Origin of the sequence: Pseudomonas koreensis, assembly GCF_012986595.1 — a bacterium.
Taxonomy (GTDB): domain Bacteria; phylum Pseudomonadota; class Gammaproteobacteria; order Pseudomonadales; family Pseudomonadaceae; genus Aquipseudomonas; species Aquipseudomonas koreensis.
Map to the genome: position 1 here is coordinate 599,756 of NZ_JAAQYM010000002.1, position 19,891 is coordinate 619,646.

General features: G+C 60.9%; 18 protein-coding genes. 11 read left to right on the top strand and 7 right to left on the bottom strand.

All coding sequences use genetic code 11. The features are described from left to right. Window positions 1-141 precede the first annotated feature (141 nt). A complete protein-coding gene (locus tag HBN98_RS07930; RefSeq protein WP_083368066.1) occupies window positions 142-1,023 on the top strand; it encodes a LysR substrate-binding domain-containing protein in 882 nt (293 codons plus the stop codon). 115 nt (window positions 1,024-1,138) lie between these two features. Here the strand turns inward: HBN98_RS07930 and HBN98_RS07935 are convergent, their stop codons facing one another. Both HBN98_RS07935 and HBN98_RS07940 read right to left on the bottom strand, forming a co-directional pair. Continuing rightward, on the bottom strand, window positions 1,139-1,753 hold the full coding sequence (locus tag HBN98_RS07935) for an NAD(P)-dependent oxidoreductase (protein ID WP_083368065.1): 615 nt from the start codon (window positions 1,751-1,753) through the stop codon (window positions 1,139-1,141). 219 nt (window positions 1,754-1,972) lie between these two features. Then, window positions 1,973-2,851, bottom strand: a complete 879-nt coding sequence (locus tag HBN98_RS07940) for an MBL fold metallo-hydrolase (protein ID WP_083368064.1) — start codon at window positions 2,849-2,851, stop codon at window positions 1,973-1,975. A 114-nt stretch (window positions 2,852-2,965) separates the two neighbouring features. On the opposite strand from HBN98_RS07940, the gene HBN98_RS07945 reads away from it, so the two are divergent. Together HBN98_RS07945 and HBN98_RS07950 are read left to right on the top strand one after the other, a co-directional pair. Then, window positions 2,966-3,871, top strand: coding sequence for a LysR family transcriptional regulator (locus HBN98_RS07945; protein ID WP_212613300.1), 906 nt, complete (start codon window positions 2,966-2,968; stop codon window positions 3,869-3,871). A 131-nt stretch (window positions 3,872-4,002) separates the two neighbouring features. After that, window positions 4,003-4,179, top strand: a complete 177-nt coding sequence (locus tag HBN98_RS07950; protein WP_007964044.1) for a hypothetical protein — start codon at window positions 4,003-4,005, stop codon at window positions 4,177-4,179. A 136-nt stretch (window positions 4,180-4,315) separates the two neighbouring features. On the opposite strand, the gene HBN98_RS07955 is transcribed toward HBN98_RS07950, so the two are convergent. Beyond that, a complete protein-coding gene (locus tag HBN98_RS07955; RefSeq protein WP_064588963.1) occupies window positions 4,316-5,200 on the bottom strand; it encodes a helix-turn-helix domain-containing protein in 885 nt (294 codons plus the stop codon). Window positions 5,201-5,377: 177 nt separating this feature from the next. On the opposite strand from HBN98_RS07955, the gene pobA reads away from it, so the two are divergent. Both pobA and HBN98_RS07965 read left to right on the top strand, forming a co-directional pair. Further along, window positions 5,378-6,571, top strand: coding sequence for a 4-hydroxybenzoate 3-monooxygenase (gene pobA / locus HBN98_RS07960; protein WP_083368062.1), 1,194 nt, complete (start codon window positions 5,378-5,380; stop codon window positions 6,569-6,571). 79 nt (window positions 6,572-6,650) lie between these two features. Continuing rightward, window positions 6,651-8,168 carry an MDR family MFS transporter gene (locus tag HBN98_RS07965; protein ID WP_083368061.1) on the top strand — a complete coding sequence of 506 codons (1,518 nt, stop codon included), beginning with the start codon at window positions 6,651-6,653 and terminating at the stop codon, window positions 8,166-8,168. Between the two features lie 87 nt (window positions 8,169-8,255). On the opposite strand, the gene HBN98_RS07970 is transcribed toward HBN98_RS07965, so the two are convergent. From HBN98_RS07970 to HBN98_RS07985, 4 genes are all read right to left on the bottom strand, one after another. Continuing rightward, on the bottom strand, window positions 8,256-9,104 hold the full coding sequence (locus HBN98_RS07970; protein ID WP_083368060.1) for a cache domain-containing protein: 849 nt from the start codon (window positions 9,102-9,104) through the stop codon (window positions 8,256-8,258). Window positions 9,105-9,354: 250 nt separating this feature from the next. Next, window positions 9,355-10,209: a hypothetical protein gene (locus tag HBN98_RS07975; RefSeq protein ID WP_064588967.1), complete on the bottom strand. Its 855-nt coding sequence runs from the start codon at window positions 10,207-10,209 to the stop codon at window positions 9,355-9,357. A gap of 116 nt (window positions 10,210-10,325) precedes the next feature. Then, window positions 10,326-11,318 (bottom strand): NAD-dependent epimerase/dehydratase family protein, encoded by a 993-nt coding sequence (locus tag HBN98_RS07980; RefSeq protein ID WP_083368059.1) that lies wholly within the window; start codon window positions 11,316-11,318, stop codon window positions 10,326-10,328. 53 nt (window positions 11,319-11,371) lie between these two features. Continuing rightward, window positions 11,372-12,265 (bottom strand): LysR family transcriptional regulator ArgP, encoded by an 894-nt coding sequence (locus tag HBN98_RS07985; RefSeq protein ID WP_064588969.1) that lies wholly within the window; start codon window positions 12,263-12,265, stop codon window positions 11,372-11,374. Between the two features lie 96 nt (window positions 12,266-12,361). Between HBN98_RS07985 and HBN98_RS07990 the strand changes: the two genes are divergently transcribed. From HBN98_RS07990 to HBN98_RS08015, 6 genes are all read left to right on the top strand, one after another. Next, a complete protein-coding gene (locus tag HBN98_RS07990) occupies window positions 12,362-12,763 on the top strand; it encodes an ACT domain-containing protein (protein ID WP_083368058.1) in 402 nt (133 codons plus the stop codon). A 6-nt stretch (window positions 12,764-12,769) separates the two neighbouring features. After that, the gene (locus HBN98_RS07995; protein WP_064588971.1) at window positions 12,770-13,372 is read left to right on the top strand and encodes a LysE/ArgO family amino acid transporter; all 603 of its coding nucleotides are present in this window, start codon (window positions 12,770-12,772) and stop codon (window positions 13,370-13,372) included. 166 nt (window positions 13,373-13,538) lie between these two features. Further along, window positions 13,539-14,135, top strand: a complete 597-nt coding sequence (locus HBN98_RS08000; RefSeq protein ID WP_083368057.1) for a superoxide dismutase — start codon at window positions 13,539-13,541, stop codon at window positions 14,133-14,135. A gap of 417 nt (window positions 14,136-14,552) precedes the next feature. Then, the gene (locus tag HBN98_RS08005) at window positions 14,553-16,604 is read left to right on the top strand and encodes a putative bifunctional diguanylate cyclase/phosphodiesterase (protein WP_064588972.1); all 2,052 of its coding nucleotides are present in this window, start codon (window positions 14,553-14,555) and stop codon (window positions 16,602-16,604) included. 189 nt (window positions 16,605-16,793) lie between these two features. Continuing rightward, window positions 16,794-18,137, top strand: coding sequence for an imelysin family protein (locus HBN98_RS08010; RefSeq protein ID WP_064588973.1), 1,344 nt, complete (start codon window positions 16,794-16,796; stop codon window positions 18,135-18,137). 316 nt (window positions 18,138-18,453) lie between these two features. Next, complete coding sequence (locus HBN98_RS08015) at window positions 18,454-19,881, top strand: di-heme oxidoreductase family protein (protein ID WP_083368056.1); 1,428 nt, start codon at window positions 18,454-18,456, stop codon at window positions 19,879-19,881. The last annotated feature ends 10 nt before the right edge of the window (window positions 19,882-19,891 follow it).

Genomic DNA, 19,891 nt, shown 5'->3' on the forward strand with positions numbered 1-19,891 from the left:
GGTGACTGACACACCGCTATCGCGAGCAGGCTCACTCCTGCAAAGGGCCCTTCAATGGGCTCATTGAACGGGCGGCAGGTAGCGGCAACAATCGATTAAAAGTCATACTAGCCATGTCCTCACGTCATACCTTGGATCCACATGAAACGACTGCCTCCCCTGCCCGCCCTGCACACGTTTCTGATCACCGCGCAGTGCTGCAATTTCACGCGGGCAGCCGAGCAGTTGCACATCACCCAGGGGGCCGTGAGCCGGCAGATCGCCGGGCTGGAGGATCATCTGGGGTATGAGCTGTTCATTCGCCTGGCCCGAGGCCTTGAGCTGACGGCCGAGGGGCGCGAGTGGCTGCCCAGGGTGGAGAAGATCTTCAACCTGATCAGCGAAGCCACCGAGCAGATTGGTCTGAAGCGCGAAACCCTGCAGCTCAAGGCACCGAGCTGCGTGATGCGCTGGCTGGTACCGCGCCTGTTGCAATGGCAAAAGGAACGCCCGGATGTGCCGGTCAAACTGACCACCACACTGGCCCACGGCGTCGACTTCCAGCGCGAGCAATTCGATGCCGCGGTGATCTACGGCACGCCGCCGGACAACTCGTCGACCGCCCTGCACCTGTTCGATGAGCAACTGACGCCGGTGTGTTCGCCAACCTTATTGAAAGGCCCGCCGGCACTGAGCGAACCGGCCGATCTGCAACAGCACCTGCTGCTGCATCCGACCCGCGACACACAGGACTGGACGGTGTGGCTGACCGCCGCCGAATTGCAGCTGAGCAACGTCAACACCGGGCAGCATTTCGAGACACTGGATCAGGCGATGTCGATGGCGTCCCACGGGACGGGGGTGGCGATTGGCGACTGGTCGCTGATCGGCGATGACCTGCGCGCCGGGCGGCTGGTGATGCCGTTTGAGCTGAAGGTGAAGACGGGGTTGGGCTACTACGTGGTGATGCCGCAGGGTGGGGGAACCTCGCCGCAGCTGGAGGAATTGATGATCTGGCTGGTGGAGCAGGCGCATACCCGCTGAAGCACACAAATACCCCGTAGGAGCTGCCGCAGGCTGCGATCTTTTGATCTTGTTTTAAGATCAAGATCAAAAGATCGCAGCCTGCGGCAGCTCCTACGGGGATTGCGCTTACAGGTCAGTAGCCAACCGTAAACCGCTGACGCGAATGCTTCGGCGTTTCCACTTCGTCGATCAACGCAATCGCGTAATCGGCAAAGGTGATCCAGCTACGACCTGCGGCACTCACCAGCAAGTGATCCTTGCCGACGCGGAACGTACCGCTGCGCTCGCCTTCGACGAACTCTGCCGAGGGCGAGAGGAAGGTCCAGTCCAGATCCTGCTCCGAACGCAGCACCTCGAGAAACGCCGCGCCAGCGCTGGCCTCGGTTTTGTATTCGGCCGGGAAACCGGCGCTGTCGATCACCCGGGTGTCGTCCGGCAGCAACAGCGAACCGGCACCGCCGACCACCAACAGACGCTTCACGCCCGCCTGCTTCACCGGACCGACCACGGCACTGGCCGGTACGGTGGCGAAATGCGCTGCGCTGATCACCACGTCGTGACCGGCCACAGCGGCTTGCAGCGCCGCCGAATCCAGCACATCGACATTCTTGCTGACCACACCGGCGCGCGCGCCGATCTTCGAAGTATCGCGAGCGATAGCGGTAACGCTATGGCCACGACGCAGGGCTTCTTCCAGCAGTTGGCTACCGGCACGGCCGGTGGCACCAATGATTGCGATCTTGCTCATGACATTCTCCAGTTGGCTTGAGAGTTTCAACGACGGCATAAATCTAATCTTGAAGCGGTATTCCCTGTGGCGAGGGAGCTTGCTCCCGCTGGAGGGCGAAGCACTCCCCGCCTATTTCAGATTCAACGCATTTTCAGTTTTACGCCTGCTGCACAGGCGGGCGGGAGCAAGCTTCCTCGCCACAAAAGTCCTCTCGACCTCTGTTTCAGATAAAGCGGCTTACCACTGCATCTCGCCCTTGGCGACTTTGGCGCTCAGCTCCAGCGAGCTTTCTTCGCCGAGTTTCGGGTAGCGCTTTTGCATGGCCTTGATCAGTGCGGCGGAATCCTTGGCCTTGGCGGTTTCGGCGTCGAAAGCATTAATGTAGTCGGCGGTGAATTTCACGCTGGCCAACGAGCGGCTGCTTTCGCCCAGGTAGTGTCCCGGGATCACGGTTTTCGGCTTCAGGGTTTCGATCGAGTGCAGGGTTTGCAGCCAGTCGGCGTGGGATTGCGCAGTCTGGGTGTCGGCCATCCACACATGGATGTTCTCGGCGACCACGACGCCACCGACTACGGCCTTGAGCGACGGAATCCACACGAAGCTGCGATCCGGTTGTTTGCCCTCAAGCCCGACCACCTGCAACTTCTGCCCTTCGAGCATCAGGCTGTCGCCCTTGAGCACGCCCGGCACGATGGTTTTGGCCGGTACGTCGGCGCCCATTTTCGGGCCCCAGAAGGCGAGCTTGCCGGCGACGGTTTTGTTGATGTGGTCCACGGTCGGCTGCGAAGCCAGCACCTCGGCGTCGGGGAAGGCCTTGGTCAGGGTGTCGAGGCCGAAGTAGTAATCCGGGTCACCGTGGCTGATGTAAATGGTGGTCAGGTGCTTGCCGCTGGCGCGGATCTTTTCCACCACCTGCTCGGCCTGGGCCTTGCCGAATTGGGCATCGACCAGAATCGCGTCTTTCTCGCCGCTGACCAATACCGAGGTCACCGGAAAAATCGCCTGGGCGCCAGGGTTGTAGACATCCAGGGTCAGGTTGGCGGCAGCGGCATGGGCCGCGAAGCCGAGGGTGGCGGTGGCCAGCAAAACGCGCTTGAGGGTAGTGAAGCCGATCATCTGTTGCTCCGTGGTCCGAATGCCGTGTTTGGCGATGGGACAGAGCTTAGTTGCCTGACTCGGTACAAAAAATGCGATGCTTGAACATAGTTTGTTTCTGAAAGCGGGCAAATCATGGATCGTCTTCAAGCAATGCGGGTGTTTGTCACGGTGGTGGATCTGGGCAGCCAGTCGGCGGCGGCCGATCATCTGGACCTGTCGCGGCCGGTGGTGTCGCGCTATCTGGCGGAGCTGGAGGATTGGGTCGGCGCACGCCTGATGCACCGCACCACGCGCAAGTTGAGCCTGACCGCCGCCGGCAGCGAAATCCTGCCGCGCTGCCGGCAGATGCTCGAACTCTCGACCGACATGCAGGCCGCCGTCAGCGAACCCGACGAGGCACCGCGCGGACTACTGCGCATCAGCGTCAGCACCTCGTTCGGCCAGGCGCAACTGGCCGATGCCATGGCGGCGTACGTCAAGCGCTACCCCGGGGTCAGCATCGACATGCAGATGCTCGACCGCACGGTGAACCTGGTGGATGAGCGCATCGATCTGGCGATCCGCACCAGTAATGACCTGGACCCGAACCTGATTGCCCGACGCCTGACGGTGTGCCGTTCGGTGGTCTGCGCCGCGCCGGCGTACCTGCGCGACAATCCGCCACCGCAGCGGGTCGAGGACCTGAGCCAGCACAACTGCCTGACCCACTCGTATTTCGGTAAAAGCCTGTGGCACTTCGAGGAACATGGCGAACCGGTGTCGGTGCCGGTGCAGGGCAACATCAGCGCCAACGAGGCCAGCACCCTGTTGCGCGCCACCCTGGCCGGTGCGGGCGTGGCGATGCTGCCGACCTATCAGGCCGGGGTGCATGTGCATGCCGGTGAACTGGTGCGCCTGCTGCCGGATGCCGAGCCACGGCAGATGAACATCTACGCGGTGTACGCCTCGCGCAAGCACATGCCGGCGGCGTTGCGCAGCATGCTGGATTTTCTGGTGCAGCGATTTCCCGAAAATCCGGCGTGGGATGTCGGGTTGTAGAAAAGCAAAAGATCGCAGCCTGCGGCAGCTCCCACAAAGGTCATATGCAGGAGCTACCGCAGGCTGCGATCTTTTGATCTTGTTCTATGCTGAAAGTAATACCGCAGGGTATGCGTTCAGAGGTCAACGCCATGAACATCAGAACAAGAAGGTATTTCGCCATTTTCATCACCTGTGCCGCCACGCTGGCGCTGTACGGCACTGCGGCCTGGCGGGTGGAGCAACTGCGACAACTGCCGCGCGAATACGCCAGCTGCAATTTCGAGCGCTGCATTCCGCATAACGCGACGCTTAATGCGTTGCGCTGAATGATCTGAACTGGAATGCGATCCTGTGGGAGCGAGCCTGCTCGCGAAAGCGGTATGTCAGCCAACAACCATGCTGAATGAAAAACCGCCTTCGCGAGCAGGCTCGCTCCCACAGGACTTTGCAGCGTTTACAAGATCACTGATCGGCTTTTAGCCGGTCACGAAACGCCTTTGGCGAAATCCCAACCCGGCGCCGGAACAGGCGCGTGAAGTTGGTCGGATCGGAAAACCCCAACAACTCCGACATCTCGTAAATGGTCATGCTGGTGTAGGTCAGCAAACGTTTGGCTTCCAGTAACTGGCGCTCGTGCATGATCTGCAGCGCTGGCTGCCCGGCCAGTTCCCGGCAGGTGCCGTTGAGGTGCGACACGGAAATCCCCAGACGATGGGCCAGGTCCTCGACCTTCACATGCTGACGATACGTTTCCTCCACCAACTGAATAAAACCGTTGAGGTATTCGCGCTGGCGTTGCGGCCGCTGGCTGGCGTTGTGGCGCACGATCGCCTGACGGCTGACCCAGACCATGATCACGCTGACCAGCGAATGCATGAGCATTTCCCGCGCGGGTTGATGGCCGTTGTATTCGGCCTGCAACGCTGCAAACAGACTGTTGAGGTACTCCGCATCCTTGCCCGCCGGGTAATGCTCGGCCTGGGCCAAGGCGTGCACCGAGTTGCCCAGTTGCGCCTGCAGGTGGTTGATCAACGGATTGGCGAGGGTGACGACGAAGCCTTCGACGTCCTCGGAAAAACGAAAGCCATGCACCGACAACGGGGGCAGGACTTGAATGGCGGGTTCGTTGAGTTGCGTGCGTTGACCTTCGATTTCAAGCTCTGCCTGACCTTTGAAAACGAAGAGTAATTGGCACAAATCGGCGTGACGGTGGGGTTTGATTTCCCATTGATGTTCGCGGCTGCGTTTGGAAATGGTTTCACAGTGCAGCAAGTCAGGGGTCGGCCAGTCCAGGCTTTCACCGTAGAGCTTGAACACCGGAATCGAAGGCAGGTCAGGCTTGTTCATCACTTCAATCCAGGCCTCGAGGTTGCGGGCGATAATCGCACCGATTGGCAGAATGTACAGGTATCGGCTCAGTTTTCACCTTCAATTGACAGACCCGCGAGGGAAAAATGCAAGCACTCGATCCATAAAAATCATTCACCGGTTCATGCCGCGTGAAGCTTGCGAGTCATAAAAACAATGAAAACGCTGAAAACCCAAGTCGCCATCATCGGCGCCGGTCCATCCGGATTGCTCCTCGGGCAGTTGCTGCACAACGCCGGCATCGACACCCTGATTCTGGAACGCCAGACACCCGATTATGTGCTCGGCCGCATTCGCGCCGGCGTGCTTGAACAAGGCATGGTAGAGCTGTTGCGTCAGGCCGGGGTCGGTCAGCGCATGGACGCCGAAGGGTTGGTGCACACCGGCTTCGACCTCGCGTTGGATGGGCGTCTGGCGCACATCGATCTGCAGGCATTGACCGGTGGAAAAACCGTGATGGTCTACGGCCAGACCGAAGTCACCCGCGACCTGATGGCCGCTCGTCGGGAGGCGGGCGCGCTGTCGTTTTATGAGGTGAGCCATGTCGTTCCTCACGGCATGAAAAGCGACGAGGCGTTTGTCACCTTCGAAAAGGACGGTGAAACCTGGCGCGTCGATTGCGATTACATCGCCGGTTGCGACGGTTTTCACGGTGTGGCCCGACAGTCGATTCCCGAGGACTGCCTGAAGATTTTCGAACGGGTCTATCCATTCGGCTGGCTGGGGATTCTCGCCGACACCCCGCCGGTGCATGAGGAGCTGGTCTACGCCCGGCATGAACGCGGCTTTGCCCTGTGCAGCATGCGTTCGGCCACGCGCACCCGCTACTACCTGCAAGTGCCGGCTGAAGAAAACGTCGCGGACTGGTCCGATGAGCGCTTTTGGGCTGAGCTGAAAACACGCCTGCCGGTGGAGCTTGCCGAGAAACTGGTGACCGGCCCGTCGATTGAAAAGAGCATCGCACCGCTGCGCAGTTTTGTCGTCGAGCCGATGCAGTACGGGCGGATGTTTCTGGTCGGGGATGCCGCGCACATTGTGCCGCCCACCGGTGCCAAGGGCCTGAACCTGGCTGCCAGCGATGTCAGTACGCTGTTCAATATTCTGCTGAAGGTCTATCGCGACGGCCGCACCGATCTGCTGGAGAAGTATTCGGAAATCTGCCTGCGCCGGGTATGGAAGGCCGAGCGGTTTTCCTGGTGGATGACCTCGATGCTGCATCGTTTCGACGCGCATGATGACTTCAGCCAGCGGATCAGCGCCTCGGAACTGGACTACTTTGTCAGTTCAGAAGCGGGTCGAAAAACCATTGCAGAAAATTACGTCGGACTTCCTTATGAGGCTATCGAATAGCTTCCTACCGACTTACACTGGCGAGCATCCCCGCTCGCCCGATGGCCTGCGGGATTCTCACTGCCCGCAGGTTCCGCCCGTGACCAATCTTCATCAGCCTGAAACACCCAAACCGGCCATTCGCAGCGTGCTGGTCGCGCTGATGCTGGCGATCTTTCTCGGCGCACTGGACCAGACCATCGTCGCCGTCTCGATGCCCGCCATCTCTGCCCAATTCAAGGACGTCAGCCTGCTGGCCTGGGTGATTTCCGGCTACATGGTAGCGATGACCGTGGCGGTGCCGATCTACGGCAAGCTCGGCGATTTGTACGGGCGGCGCAAACTGATGCTGTTCGGCATGGGCCTGTTCACCCTCGCCTCGCTGTTTTGCGGCATGGCGCAAAGCATGGAACAACTGGTGCTGGCGCGGATTCTCCAGGGCATCGGCGCCGGCGGGATGATTTCGGTCAGCCAGGCGATCATCGGCGACATCGTTCCGCCCCGCGAGCGTGGGCGTTATCAGGGTTATTTCAGCAGCATGTACGCGGTCGCCAGCGTCGCCGGGCCGGTACTCGGCGGCTACATGACCGAATACCTGTCGTGGCGTTGGGTGTTTCTGATCAACCTGCCGCTGGGGCTTGGCGCCTATTGGGTGGCGCGGCGCAACCTGCGCGGGCTGCCGATTCCGCAGCGCAAGCCGATCATCGACTACCTGGGCACCCTGCTGATGATCATCGGCCTGACCGCGTTGCTGCTGGGCATCACTCAGGTCGGCCAGGGCCATTCATGGCGCAGCCGCGAAGTGCTCGGCTTGTTCGCCTGTGCGGTGCTGGTGCTGGCGGTGTTCGTCTGGCATGAACGCCGGGCGCGCGAGCCGCTGCTGCCCATGCACTTGTTCACCAACCGCAATGCGTTGCTGTGCTGGTGCACGATTTTCTTCACCAGTTTCCAGGCCATTTCGTTGATCGTATTGATGCCGCTGCGCTTCCAGAGCGTCACTGGCGCCGGGGCCGACAGTGCCGCGTTGCACCTGTTGCCATTGGCGATGGGCCTGCCGATCGGTGCCTATTTCGCCGGCCGGCGCACCTCGATCACCGGGCGCTACAAGCCGCAGATCCTGACCGGGGCGATGCTGATGCCGATTTCGATCCTCGGCATGGCCTTCAGTCCACCCGAAGCGACGTTGCTCAGTGGTCTGTTCATGCTGCTCAGCGGCATTGCCGGCGGCATGCAGTTCCCGACCTCGCTGGTGGGCACGCAGAACTCGGTGGAACAACGCGACATCGGTGTCGCCACCAGCACCACCAACCTGTTCCGCTCACTGGGCGGCGCGGTGGGCGTGGCGTTGATGTCGGCGCTGTTGCTGGCCTTGTTGCAGGACTCGAGTTTCGCCCATCTGGCGAGCAGTTCGCTGATCAGTGAAGGGCATTCGGGCAACGTGCTGCTGGATGGCTTGAACGCGGCCCCGGGGGATGCGCAGAACGCCTTGCGCGCCGAGCTTTCGGTGACGTTCCGGCATTTGCTGTGGGTGAGTACAGCGGTGTCGCTGCTGGGGCTGGCGGCGGCGATTGCGATGCCGAATAACCTGCTGCGCGGGCGGGAGCACGGCGCCAAGTAACAGCAAAAGATCGCAGCCTGCGGCAGCTCCTACAGGGGAGAAGCATTCCACATGTAGGAGCTGCCGCAGGCTGCGATCTTTTGATCCTCAAGGGCTGTAGTAACCCACTGCCACCAGAAAATGCCCGACCTTCTTCAGGTAGGCATGCTTGTCTTCGACCTTGCCGGTCACCGGATTTTTCCAGCGGTATTCGTATTCGCCGTCATCCTGTTTGGCGATCAACGCCAGCATCGGCTCGCCCACCGGTTTGCCTTCCGGGTCCTTGATCTTGCTGAAATCGGTATTGATCAGCCGCAGGTTGGTGCCGTGGGCAACATAGCGCTGGGTGTCCAGATTGACCACGAACACGTACAGGTCATCCTGCAGATAACCGCCCTTGAGCGAGTTGATGGCCGTGAGCGTGCCCTTCTCGTCTTTGCCCAGATCGGTTGCAGCCTTTTCGAGGAGCGCCTTGGCCTGCTCGGCTGAAGCGCGCGGCAGGTAATAACCGACCGCCAGAATCCGCTTACCGATGCGCTGATAGTAGACATGCTTGCGCTCTACCTTGCCATCGGACCAGTTCTGCCAGCGGTAGTCGGCCTGTTGAATGCCGTTACCTTCTGGCACCAGCAAGGCGTCCTTGAAGGCTTTCTGCAAATCCGGCGCAAGCACTTCGCTGACATCACGACCGATCAAGGCTGACGATGGCCCGCCGCTGGCGAGCATCACGCCTTGGGTGTCGACCACGAACACGTAGCGATCCTTGTCGACGAATTCACCCTGACGGCTGAACGCGGCGAAGGCCTTGTCGCCGTTATCGTGGTAATAGGCCAGGGCCTTTTCCAGCAAAGCGATGGCGGCTTTGCTGTCGTCCTTTTGCGTGGTGGCGGCGCTGACCTGCCCCGCCCCCACAAGCAGCATCACCCCGAGCCACGCCACTTTATGCAAAAACCCCATCACGCATCCCTCGTTCTTGTTGGTGTTTCAAGAGCGTAGACGGCTTGGGACAGGACGGAGGTCGAAGATGAATCCAGAAGTTGCGGTATCTTGTAGTGAGGGGATTTATCCCCGATGGGCTGCCAGGCAGCCCCGATTCAGGCAACGCATATTTCCTGACACACCGAGCTGATACCAGGGAGCTGCTGCGCAGCCCCATCGGGGATGAATCCCCTCACCACAAAGGTCCCTGGCTACAGTTCATCAGGCCCTATGGCCGGGCGTTGATCTGCTGCTGCAAGTTCTGAATCTGCGCCTGCAGGGTATTGAGGTTGCGGGTCATCTGGCCGCGAAACGCATCGAACTCGGCGGTATTGCCACCACCCTGTGGCGTTGCCGGACGGTTGTCCTGCTCGCTTTTGAGGACGACGATTTCCTGCTCCAGACGCTCGAGCGCCGCGCTCGGGTTGCCTTGCTTTTTCAGCGCGGTGATATCAGCGCCGAGGCTTTTCAGCTGGGCGTCATAACTCTTGAGCTGCGCATCGAACTTGCCCGTGTCGGCCGGTGCGCTTTTCAGCGTCGCCAGTTCGGCGCTCAAGGCTTTGACCTGAGCCTGCAACTGGCTGTTGGCGTTCTGCTGTTCGGTGGTCTGCGCGGTCATCTGCGCCAGACGCTTGTCCAGATCGCTGGTCTGACCGACCACGCCTTGCTGCTGTTTACTCTGATCCAGCAACTGGGTTTCCAACTGTTTGATCTGCAACTTCAAGGCTTCGCTGTCGCTGTTGACGTTGCTCTGGCTGGCGACGACCTTGCCGGAAATGTCCTGCAGGCGCCCCGCCGCTTCCTCGCTGATGCGCGCAAAACTTTCCTGGGTCGCGACCAACTGCTGCTCCATCAGTGAAATCTGCTGGAAACTCCACCAGGCCAGACCGATAAAGGCAAAGAACAGTGCGCCGACCAGTGCCCACAACGGCCCGGTGCTCGCGGCCTTGACCTTGACCACCGGCGGCGTACGCGAGTGCACGGAGGTGCGGGCGGTAGGCGGAATGTCATCGTCGTCAAAGGTGTCGGCCCGCAGGCTCGGTACATCGTCGAAATCGTCGTTGGCATCGTTACGCATGGACATTGAGGCAACCTTTGTGGAACGCGGTGATGGCTAAATGCTGCGAAGTATAACCGCCGCAGCCGCAGGGATTGACCCTCAAGCGGCAGTGCGGTTCATTGCCGGCCGGCCGACTTGTATCAACGGATGTCCTGAGCTTTCCACCAACTGCAGAACTCATCGAGGGCCGACCACAGGCTGACTTGCGGATCGTAGTCCAGATAATGCCGGGCGCGACTGATGTCGAGGGTGAAATTTTTCTTCATGACCTGCATGCCCAACCGCGACAGGGTCGGCTCCGGGCGCCCCGGCCAGAGTTTGCACGCGCCTTCGTTAAGCGCGGCGACGCTGTAGGCCAGACCGTACGAGCGATACTTGGTGACCTGCGGCACGTCCATTTTGCGCATTACGTAATTGACCACATCCCACAACGGCACGGGCGCGCCATTGCTGATGTTGTAGGCCTTGCCCAACGCCGAACCGGCCGCCAAAAGGCTACTGAGCAGCGCTTCGTTAAGGTTCTGCACGCTGGTGAAATCGACCTTGTTCAAGCCGTCGCCGATGATCGCCAGACGGCCCTTGCGCTGCATGTTCAGCAGACGCGGGAAGATGCTCATGTCGCCGGCGCCGGTGACAAAGCGCGGGCGCAGGGCGATGGTTTCCAGGCCGAATTCCTGGGCGCCGAAGACCTTTTGTTCGGCCAGGTATTTGGTCGCCGCGTAGTGATGTTTGAAGCGCTTGGGCACTTGCTCTTCGGTCAGGCCAAGGTGATCGCGGCCATCGAAGTAGATCGACGGCGACGACAGATGCACCAGCCGCCGCACACGCTGCTTGAGGCAGGCTTCAACGATGTTTTCGGTGACCTGCACGTTGCCCTGATGAAAGTCCTGATAACGCCCCCACAAGCCGACGGCACCGGCACAGTGCACCACCGCTTCGACGTCGGCGCAGAGCTCGCGTGCCAGATCCGCATCGGTGAGGTCGCCCGGGACGAACTCGGCGCCACGGCGCACCAGATGCTCGACGCTTTCGGCCCGGCGACCGTTGACCCGCACGTCCAGGCCCTGCTCAAGGGCAAAACGCGCAAAGCGTCCGCCAATGAAGCCGCTTGCGCCGGTGACCAGAATTTTCATGTAAAGCTCCGATGTCTTTCGTTTACCTGATACGTCTGTCTTGACGCTGACCGTCAGCCCAAGGGCACCAGCCAGCGTGATGAAGAACGTACCAATTGCTCGGTCAGCAACCCCAGCAACTGACCGCCATTGCGCCAATGATGCCAGTACAACGGCACATCGATCGGTTTATCTGGCAACAGTTCGCGCAATACACCGCGTTGCAATTGCTCACGCACCTGCAGTTCCGGCACCAGGCCCCAACCGAACCCGGCTTCAGTCAGGCGAACAAAACCTTCGGAAGACGGACACAAATGGTGCTCGAAACCACCCTCGACACCGAGCGATGCGAGGAAGCGATGCTGGAGGAAATCGTCCGGGCCGAACACCAGCGCCGGGGTGCGCGGCAACTGTTCGGCGCGCACGCCATCAGGAAAATGCCGCTCGATGAACGCCGGGCTGGCCAGCGCCCGGTAACGCATCGCCCCGAGCAACACGCTGCGCGCGCCGGCCACCGGGCGTTCGCTGGCGCAGACACACGCCGCGACTTCCCCGGCACGCATGCGCTTGAGACCGACGGTTTGATCCTCCACCACCAGATCCAGCAATAAATGCTGCTCGGCACAGAAATCGCCCACGGCTTCAGCCCACCAGGTGGCGAGGCTGTCGGCATTGAGCGCGATGCGCAGGCGTTCCGGCAGGCCCTCTTCGTCGAGCGCCGGCACCAGCGTCTGCAAGTCACGTTCGAGCAGGCGCACCTGCTGCACATGGTTGAGCAGGCGCCGGCCGATCTCGGTCGGCGACGGCGGCGTGCCGCGTACCAGCACCGGCTGGCCGACCCGCGCTTCCAGCAGTTTGATCCGCTGGGAAATCGCCGATTGCGAAAGGCCCAGCACCTGCGCGGCGCGTTCGAACCCGGCTTGCTCGACCACGGCGGCCAGAGCGGAAAGCAATTTGTAGTCGAACATCAGTTTTCCTAATGAGCGATCAGCACTATTGGTTTTTCTTATACCGCTTTGCACCGGAGAATAGCCAGCAAGCACTCTTTATCAAGGACCACCCACATGGCTGGCGAAACCTCACTCACGACCTTGCTGCGCAGCATGAGCCCGCAGCTCAACGCCGGCGAATACGTGTTCTGCACCCTGCGCGACGGCCAGTTACCGAGCGGTCTGGAGATTGTCGGCAGTTTCCGTGAACAGGAAGGCCTGACCGTGATTCTGCAACGCGCCCACGCCGAACAGGCGGGGCTGAGCTTCGACTATATAGCCGCGTGGATCACCCTCAACGTGCATTCGGCCCTGGAGGCGGTCGGCCTCACCGCCGCGTTCGCCACGGCGCTGGGCAAGGCCGGGATCAGTTGCAACGTGATCGCCGGTTACTACCACGATCACCTGTTCGTCGGTCAGGCCGACGCCGACCGCGCCATGCAGGTGCTGCGCGATCTCGCAGCCAACGCGGAGTAACTCGTTATGTGGCAAAGCTATGTGAATGGGCTGTTGGTGGCGTTCGGGCTGATCATGGCGATCGGCACCCAGAACGCATTTGTATTGGCGCAAAGCCTGCGCCGTGAACATCACCTGCCGGTGGCGGCACTGTGCGTGGCGTGCGATGCGCTGCTGGTGGCGGCCGGGGTTTTCGGTCTGGCCACGATCCTCGCGCAGAACCCGACCTTGCTGGCGATTGCCCGTTGGGGCGGCGCGACCTTCCTGATCTGGTACGGCAGCCAGGCGCTGCGCCGGGCGTGCGCGAAACAGAGCATGAACCAGGGCGAAAACCAGACCGTGCGCTCGCTGCGGGCGGTGATGCTCAGTGCGCTGGCGGTGACGCTGCTCAACCCGCACGTCTATCTGGACACCGTGTTGCTGATCGGCTCTCTCGGTGCACAACAGTCGGTGCCGGGGGCTTATGTCGTTGGCGCCGCGAGTGCCTCGCTGCTGTGGTTTTTCACCCTTGCCCTGGGTGCGGCATGGCTGGCGCCGTGGCTGGCGCGACCGAGTACCTGGCGGATTCTTGATCTGGTGGTGGCGTTGATGATGTTCACGGTGGCGGGCCAATTGATTATCGCCAACTGATTTATTCCGGAACCTCTATCCCACACAGTTGTTGCGTGGTTAAGCCTTGACCCCGGTGCTATGATCCGAACCCTGCGCCGCAAAGAGTAAAAACTCGTCGGTGCATTTCTGGCCGCCCGTGATCGGCCTTGCGCTCACCGCAACAGACCTGATTAGGAGAATCATCATGGCTTTCGAATTGCCGCCGCTGCCTTACGCACACGATGCCCTGCAGCCGCACATTTCCAAGGAAACCCTGGAATTTCACCACGACAAGCACCACAACACCTATGTCGTGAACCTGAACAACCTGGTGCCAGGCACCGAGTTCGAAGGCAAGCCCCTGGAAGAGATCGTCAAGACTTCCTCGGGCGGCATCTTCAACAACGCCGCTCAGGTCTGGAACCACACTTTCTACTGGAACTGCCTGGCGCCAAACGCCGGCGGTCAACCAACCGGCGCACTGGCTGAAGCCATCAACGCGGCTTTCGGTTCGTTCGACAAGTTCAAGGAAGAATTCAGCAAAACCTCGATCGGCACCTTCGGTTCCGGCTGGGGCTGGCTGGTGAAAAAGGCTGACGGTTCCCTGGCCCTGGCCAGCACCATCGGCGCCGGCAACCCGCTGACTAGCGGCGACACCCCGCTGCTGACCTGCGACGTCTGGGAACACGCTTACTACATCGACTACCGCAACCTGCGTCCGAAGTACGTTGAAGCGTTCTGGAACCTGGTCAACTGGAAGTTCGTTGCCGAGCAGTTCGAAGGCAAAACCTTCACCGCTTAAGCTGCGCGCCAGACAAAAAACCCGGCATTGCCGGGTTTTTTTATGCCTCGGATTTCTGTAGGAGCTGCCGCAGGCTGCGATCTCTTGATTTTGATCTTCTAAAAAAGCAAAAGATCGCAGCCTGCGGCAGCTCCTACAATGAGACGGCTTTTTTCATACAGTAAATGCAGCCTCACGTTGCTTGCTGCCATGCCACAGCGGACTAACCTCAAACAGAGGAAAATTGTTCCGAAGCGCTCAAGTTGAGGGCCGAAACTACCGACACAGTACAAATAGAGCTGACACTCCAGATAGCAGCATTACGGCCAAGGCCACGGGCAAATGTTCCGCGGCTTGATTGTCCCTTTGACTGCCAACACGGGATTGCCAATACTCATGGCAACTTGACGCTACCCGCACGGAACAAGGAATAACCCTTTGAAGCTGGAACTCAAGAACAGCTTGTCGGTGAAGTTGCTCCGGGTCGTGCTCCTTTCGGCATTGATCGTCGGCGTGGTCTTGAGCTGCGCCCAGATCGTCTTCGACGCCTACAAGACCCGCCAGGCCGTGGCCGGGGACGCGCAACGGATCCTCGACATGTTCCGCGATCCGTCCACCCAGGCGGTCTACAGCCTTGACCGGGAAATGGGCATGCAGGTGATCGAAGGCCTGTTCCAGGACGACGCCGTGCGCCAAGCCTCCATTGGCCATCCCAACGAAGCGATGCTCGCGCAAAAATCCCGTGAGTTGCAGCAGTCCAACAGTCGCTGGCTGACCGATCTGATTCTCGGCCAGGAACGCACCTTCACCACGCAATTGGTCGGTCGCGGCCCGTACAGCGAGTATTACGGCGACCTGAGCATCACCCTCGACACCGCCACCTACGGCGAGAGTTTCATCGTCAGCTCGGTGATCATTTTCATTTCCGGCGTGCTGCGCGCCCTGGCCATGGGCCTGGTGCTGTATCTGGTCTATCACTGGCTGCTGACCAAACCGCTGTCGCGGATCATCGAGCACCTGACCGAAATCAATCCGGACCGTCCCAGCGAACACAAGATTCCGCAGATCAAGGGCCACGAGAAAAACGAACTGGGCATCTGGATCAACACCGCCAACCAGCTGCTCGAATCCATCGAACGCAACACTCATCTGCGCCACGAAGCGGAAAACAGCCTGCTGCGTATGGCCCAGTACGACTTCCTCACCGGCCTGCCCAATCGCCAGCAACTGCAGCAGCAACTGGACAAGATTCTGGTGGACGCCGGCAAGCTGCAACGCCGGGTCGCAGTGCTATGCGTGGGCCTGGATGATTTCAAGGGGATCAACGAGCAGTTCAGCTACCAGACCGGCGACCAGTTGTTGCTGGCACTGGCCGATCGCCTGCGTGCCCACAGCGGCCGCCTCGGCGCCCTCGCCCGTCTGGGCGGCGACCAGTTCGCACTGGTGCAGGCCGATATCGAACAGCCTTACGAAGCGGCGGAACTGGCGCAGAGCATCCTTGATGATCTGGAAGCGGCGTTTGCCCTCGATCATCAGGAAATCCGCCTGCGCGCGACCATTGGCATCACCCTGTTCCCGGAGGACGGCGACAGCACCGAGAAGCTGTTGCAGAAGGCCGAGCAGACCATGACGCTGGCCAAGACCCGCTCGCGCAACCGTTATCAGTTCTACATCGCCAGCGTCGACAGCGAGATGCGTCGACGCCGCGAACTGGAAAAAGACCTGCGCGACGCGCTGATTCGCGACCAGTTCTACCTCGTCTATCAGCCGCAGATCAGCTACCGCGATCACCGCGTGGTCGGGGTCGAAGCGCTGATCCGCTGGCAACACCCGGAACACGGCCTGGTGCCGCCGGACCTGTTCATCCCGCTGGCCGAGCAGAATGGCACGATCATCGCCATCGGCGAATGGGTGCTCGATCAGGCCTGCAAGCAACTGCGCGAATGGCACGATCAGGGCTTCGCCGATCTGCGCATGGCGGTCAACCTGTCCACCGTGCAACTGCACCACGCCGAGCTGCCGCGGGTGGTCAACAACCTGCTGCAGATCTACCGTCTGCCGCCGCGCAGCCTGGAGCTGGAAGTCACCGAAACCGGCCTGATGGAAGATATCAGCACCGCCGCCCAGCACCTGCTGAGCCTGCGTCGCTCCGGGGCGCTGATCGCCATCGACGATTTCGGCACCGGCTACTCATCGCTGAGCTATCTGAAGAGCCTGCCGCTGGACAAGATCAAGATCGACAAGAGCTTCGTTCAGGACCTGCTGGATGACGACGACGATGCGACCATCGTTCGCGCGATCATTCAACTGGGCAAGAGCTTGGGCATGCAGGTCATTGCCGAGGGCGTGGAGACCGCCGAGCAAGAGTCCTACATCATCTCCGAAGGCTGCCACGAAGGTCAGGGTTACCTCTACAGCAAGCCGCTGCCGTCTCGGGAACTGAGCGCCTATCTCAAGCAGGCCCAGCGCAGCAACGCGGCGATTCTCTAAACGATCAAATGATCCAGCCTTCGGCAGCTTCCAGAGGTATTGCGCGCCGTTGGCTGCGTTTTTTGATCTGCGTAAATAAGAAATATTTCCAGCCACAGCCCTTTACACATAATGCGAAAGATTTGCATTATGTCGCAGTTTTGCGCCCCCAGCGTGAGTCCACTCAATTACCGAAGCAGGATGTTCGCCATGATTCGTATGCCTCTGGCTACCGCCAGTCTGCTGGCCATCGCTATTTCCCTCGCCGGTTGCGGCGAAGGCAAAGACAAGGCTGCCGCCCCGGCCGCGCCGACTCCGGCCGCCAGCACCGCCGCTGCAGCAGCACCTGCCGCTGCCGGTAAAGTCGATGAAGCTGCCGCCAAGGCTGTGGTCGCGCACTACGCCGACATGGTCTTCGCCGTTTACAGCGACGCCGAATCCACCGCGAAAACCCTGCAAACCGCCGTCGATGCGTTCCTCGCCAAGCCGAACGCCGACACCCTGAAAGCCGCTCGCGCTGCCTGGGTTGCCGCGCGCGTGCCTTACCTGCAGAGCGAAGTGTTCCGCTTCGGCAACACCATCATCGACGACTGGGAAGGTCAGGTGAACGCCTGGCCGCTGGACGAAGGCCTGATCGACTACGTCGACAAATCCTACGAACACGCACTGGGCAACCCGGGTGCCACCGCCAACATCATCGCCAACACTGAAGTGCAGGTCGGCGAAGACAAGGTCGACGTAAAAGACATCACCCCGGAAAAACTCGCCAGCCTCAACGAGCTGGGCGGTTCCGAAGCCAACGTCGCCACCGGCTACCACGCCATCGAATTCCTGCTCTGGGGCCAAGACCTGAACGGCACCGGCCCGGGCGCCGGCAACCGTCCGGCCTCGGACTACCTGGAAGGCGCAGGCGCCACTGGCGGTCACAACGATCGTCGCCGTGCGTACCTCAAAGCCGTGACCCAGCTGCTGGTCAGCGACCTGGAAGAAATGGTCGGCAACTGGAAGCCGAACGTGGCCGACAACTACCGCGCCACCCTGGAAGCCGAGCCGGCTGAAACCGGTCTGCGCAAAATGCTGTTCGGCATGGGCAGCCTGTCCCTGGGTGAACTGGCGGGCGAGCGCATGAAGGTTTCCCTGGAAGCCAACTCCCCGGAAGACGAACAGGATTGCTTCAGCGACAACACCCACAACTCGCACTTCTACGATGCCAAAGGCATTCGTAACGTGTACCTGGGCGAGTACACCCGTACCGACGGCACCAAGATGACCGGCGCCAGCCTGTCGTCGCTGGTGGCCAAGGCCGACCCGGCTGCCGACACCGCGCTGAAAGCCGATCTGGCTGCTACCGAAGCCAAGATCCAGGTCATGGTTGATCACGCCAACAAGGGTGAGCACTACGACCAGTTGATCGCGGCCGGCAACACGGCGGGTAACCAGATTGTGCGTGACGCCATCGCCGCACTGGTCAAGCAGACCGGTTCGATCGAAGCCGCTGCCGGCAAACTGGGCATCAGCGACCTGAACCCGGACAACGCTGATCACGAGTTCTGATCAACGCGTCTGAGTTAAAAAGGCGACCTGCGGGTCGCCTTTTTCATGCCTGCCCTACACAAAGCCCTTCTCCATGGTGTGTTCGATATCAGGTGCACCACCAATCCCTGTGGGAGCGAGCCTGCTCGCGAAGGCGTCATCTGGCGCAACATCGTCAGCGCGGCAGACACCGCTTTCGCGAGCAGGCTCGCTCCCACAGGGTTTGCATGAGCTTCAAGGCTTGCCTTGTATCAAGCAAACGATAATTCCTCTTATTCAAACTCCCACGCCCTGTTAGACTTTGCGCCTTTGTTTTCGCCCGTCCGCAGGATGTCTGATGCCCTCGCTGCCTCTTCGCTTGTCCGCACTGATTCTGGCCCTGGGCCTGAGTGCCTGCGATGACGCCCCGCGCTTTACCAAGGCTGAGCCCGGTGAAGCGCGTTCGGGCGGGGCGACGACCGTGCGCAAGACCGACCAGAACGCGTTCTCGCTGCCCTCGGCCAACCTGCCGCCGTCGCGCCGGGTCGATTTCAGTGTCGGCAACAGCTTCTTCCGCAGCCCGTGGGTGATCGCCCCGTCGACCACCACCGCCCGCGATGGCCTTGGCCCGTTGTTCAACACCAACGCCTGCCAGAACTGCCACATCAAGGATGGCCGCGGTCATCCGCCCGCCCCGGATGCGGCGAACGCGGTGTCGATGCTGGTGCGCCTGTCGATTCCTGATGCGCCGGAGTTCGCCAGGCTCATCGAGCAGGTCGGCGTGGTGCCGGAACCGGTCTACGGTGGTCAGTTCCAGGACATGGCGGTGCCCGGCGTCACGCCGGAAGGCAAGGTGCGCGTCGAGTACAGCGCGGTGCCGATCCGCTTCAAGGACGGCACCGAAGTGGAACTGCGCAAACCGCTCCTGCAATTCACTCAGTTGGGCTACGGCCCGATGCACCCGGACACGCGTTTCTCGGCCCGCGTCGCGCCGCCGATGATCGGCCTCGGCCTGCTCGAAGCGATCCCTGAGGAAGCAATCCTCGCCAACGCCGCTGCACAGGCCAAGGAAAACAACGGCATCAAGGGCCGGGCGAATCGGGTCTGGGATGATGAGTTGCAGAAAACCGTGGTCGGTCGATTCGGCTGGAAAGCCGGGCAGCCGAACCTCAATCAGCAGAATGTCCACGCGTTTTCCGGTGACATGGGCCTCACCACAAGTCTGAGACCCTTCGATGACTGCACCGACGCGCAAACTGCCTGCAAACAGGCGCCAAACGGCAATGGTCCGGACGGCGAGCCGGAAGTCAGCGATAACATCCTGCGCCTGGTGCTGTTCTACACCCGCAACCTCGCGGTACCGGCGCGCCGTGGCGTCAATGACGAACAAGTGCTGGCCGGCAAGAACCTGTTTTTCCAGGCCGGCTGCCAGTCGTGCCATACACCGAAATACACCACCGCCGCCAATGCGGCCGAACCTGAACTGGCCAATCAAGTGATTCGCCCGTACAGCGATCTGCTGCTGCATGACATGGGCGACGGTCTGGCCGACAACCGTACTGAATTCCAGGCCTCCGGCCGCGACTGGCGCACCCCGCCGTTGTGGGGGATCGGTCTGACGCAGGCGGTCAGTGGTCACACTCAGTTTTTGCATGACGGCCGCGCCCGCAATCTGCTCGAAGCCGTGCTCTGGCATGGCGGCGAAGCGCAGAAGGCGCAGCAACAGGTTTTGTCTTTCAACGCCGAACAGCGTGCCGCGCTGCTGGCGTTCTTGAACTCACTTTAAACATTTAAAA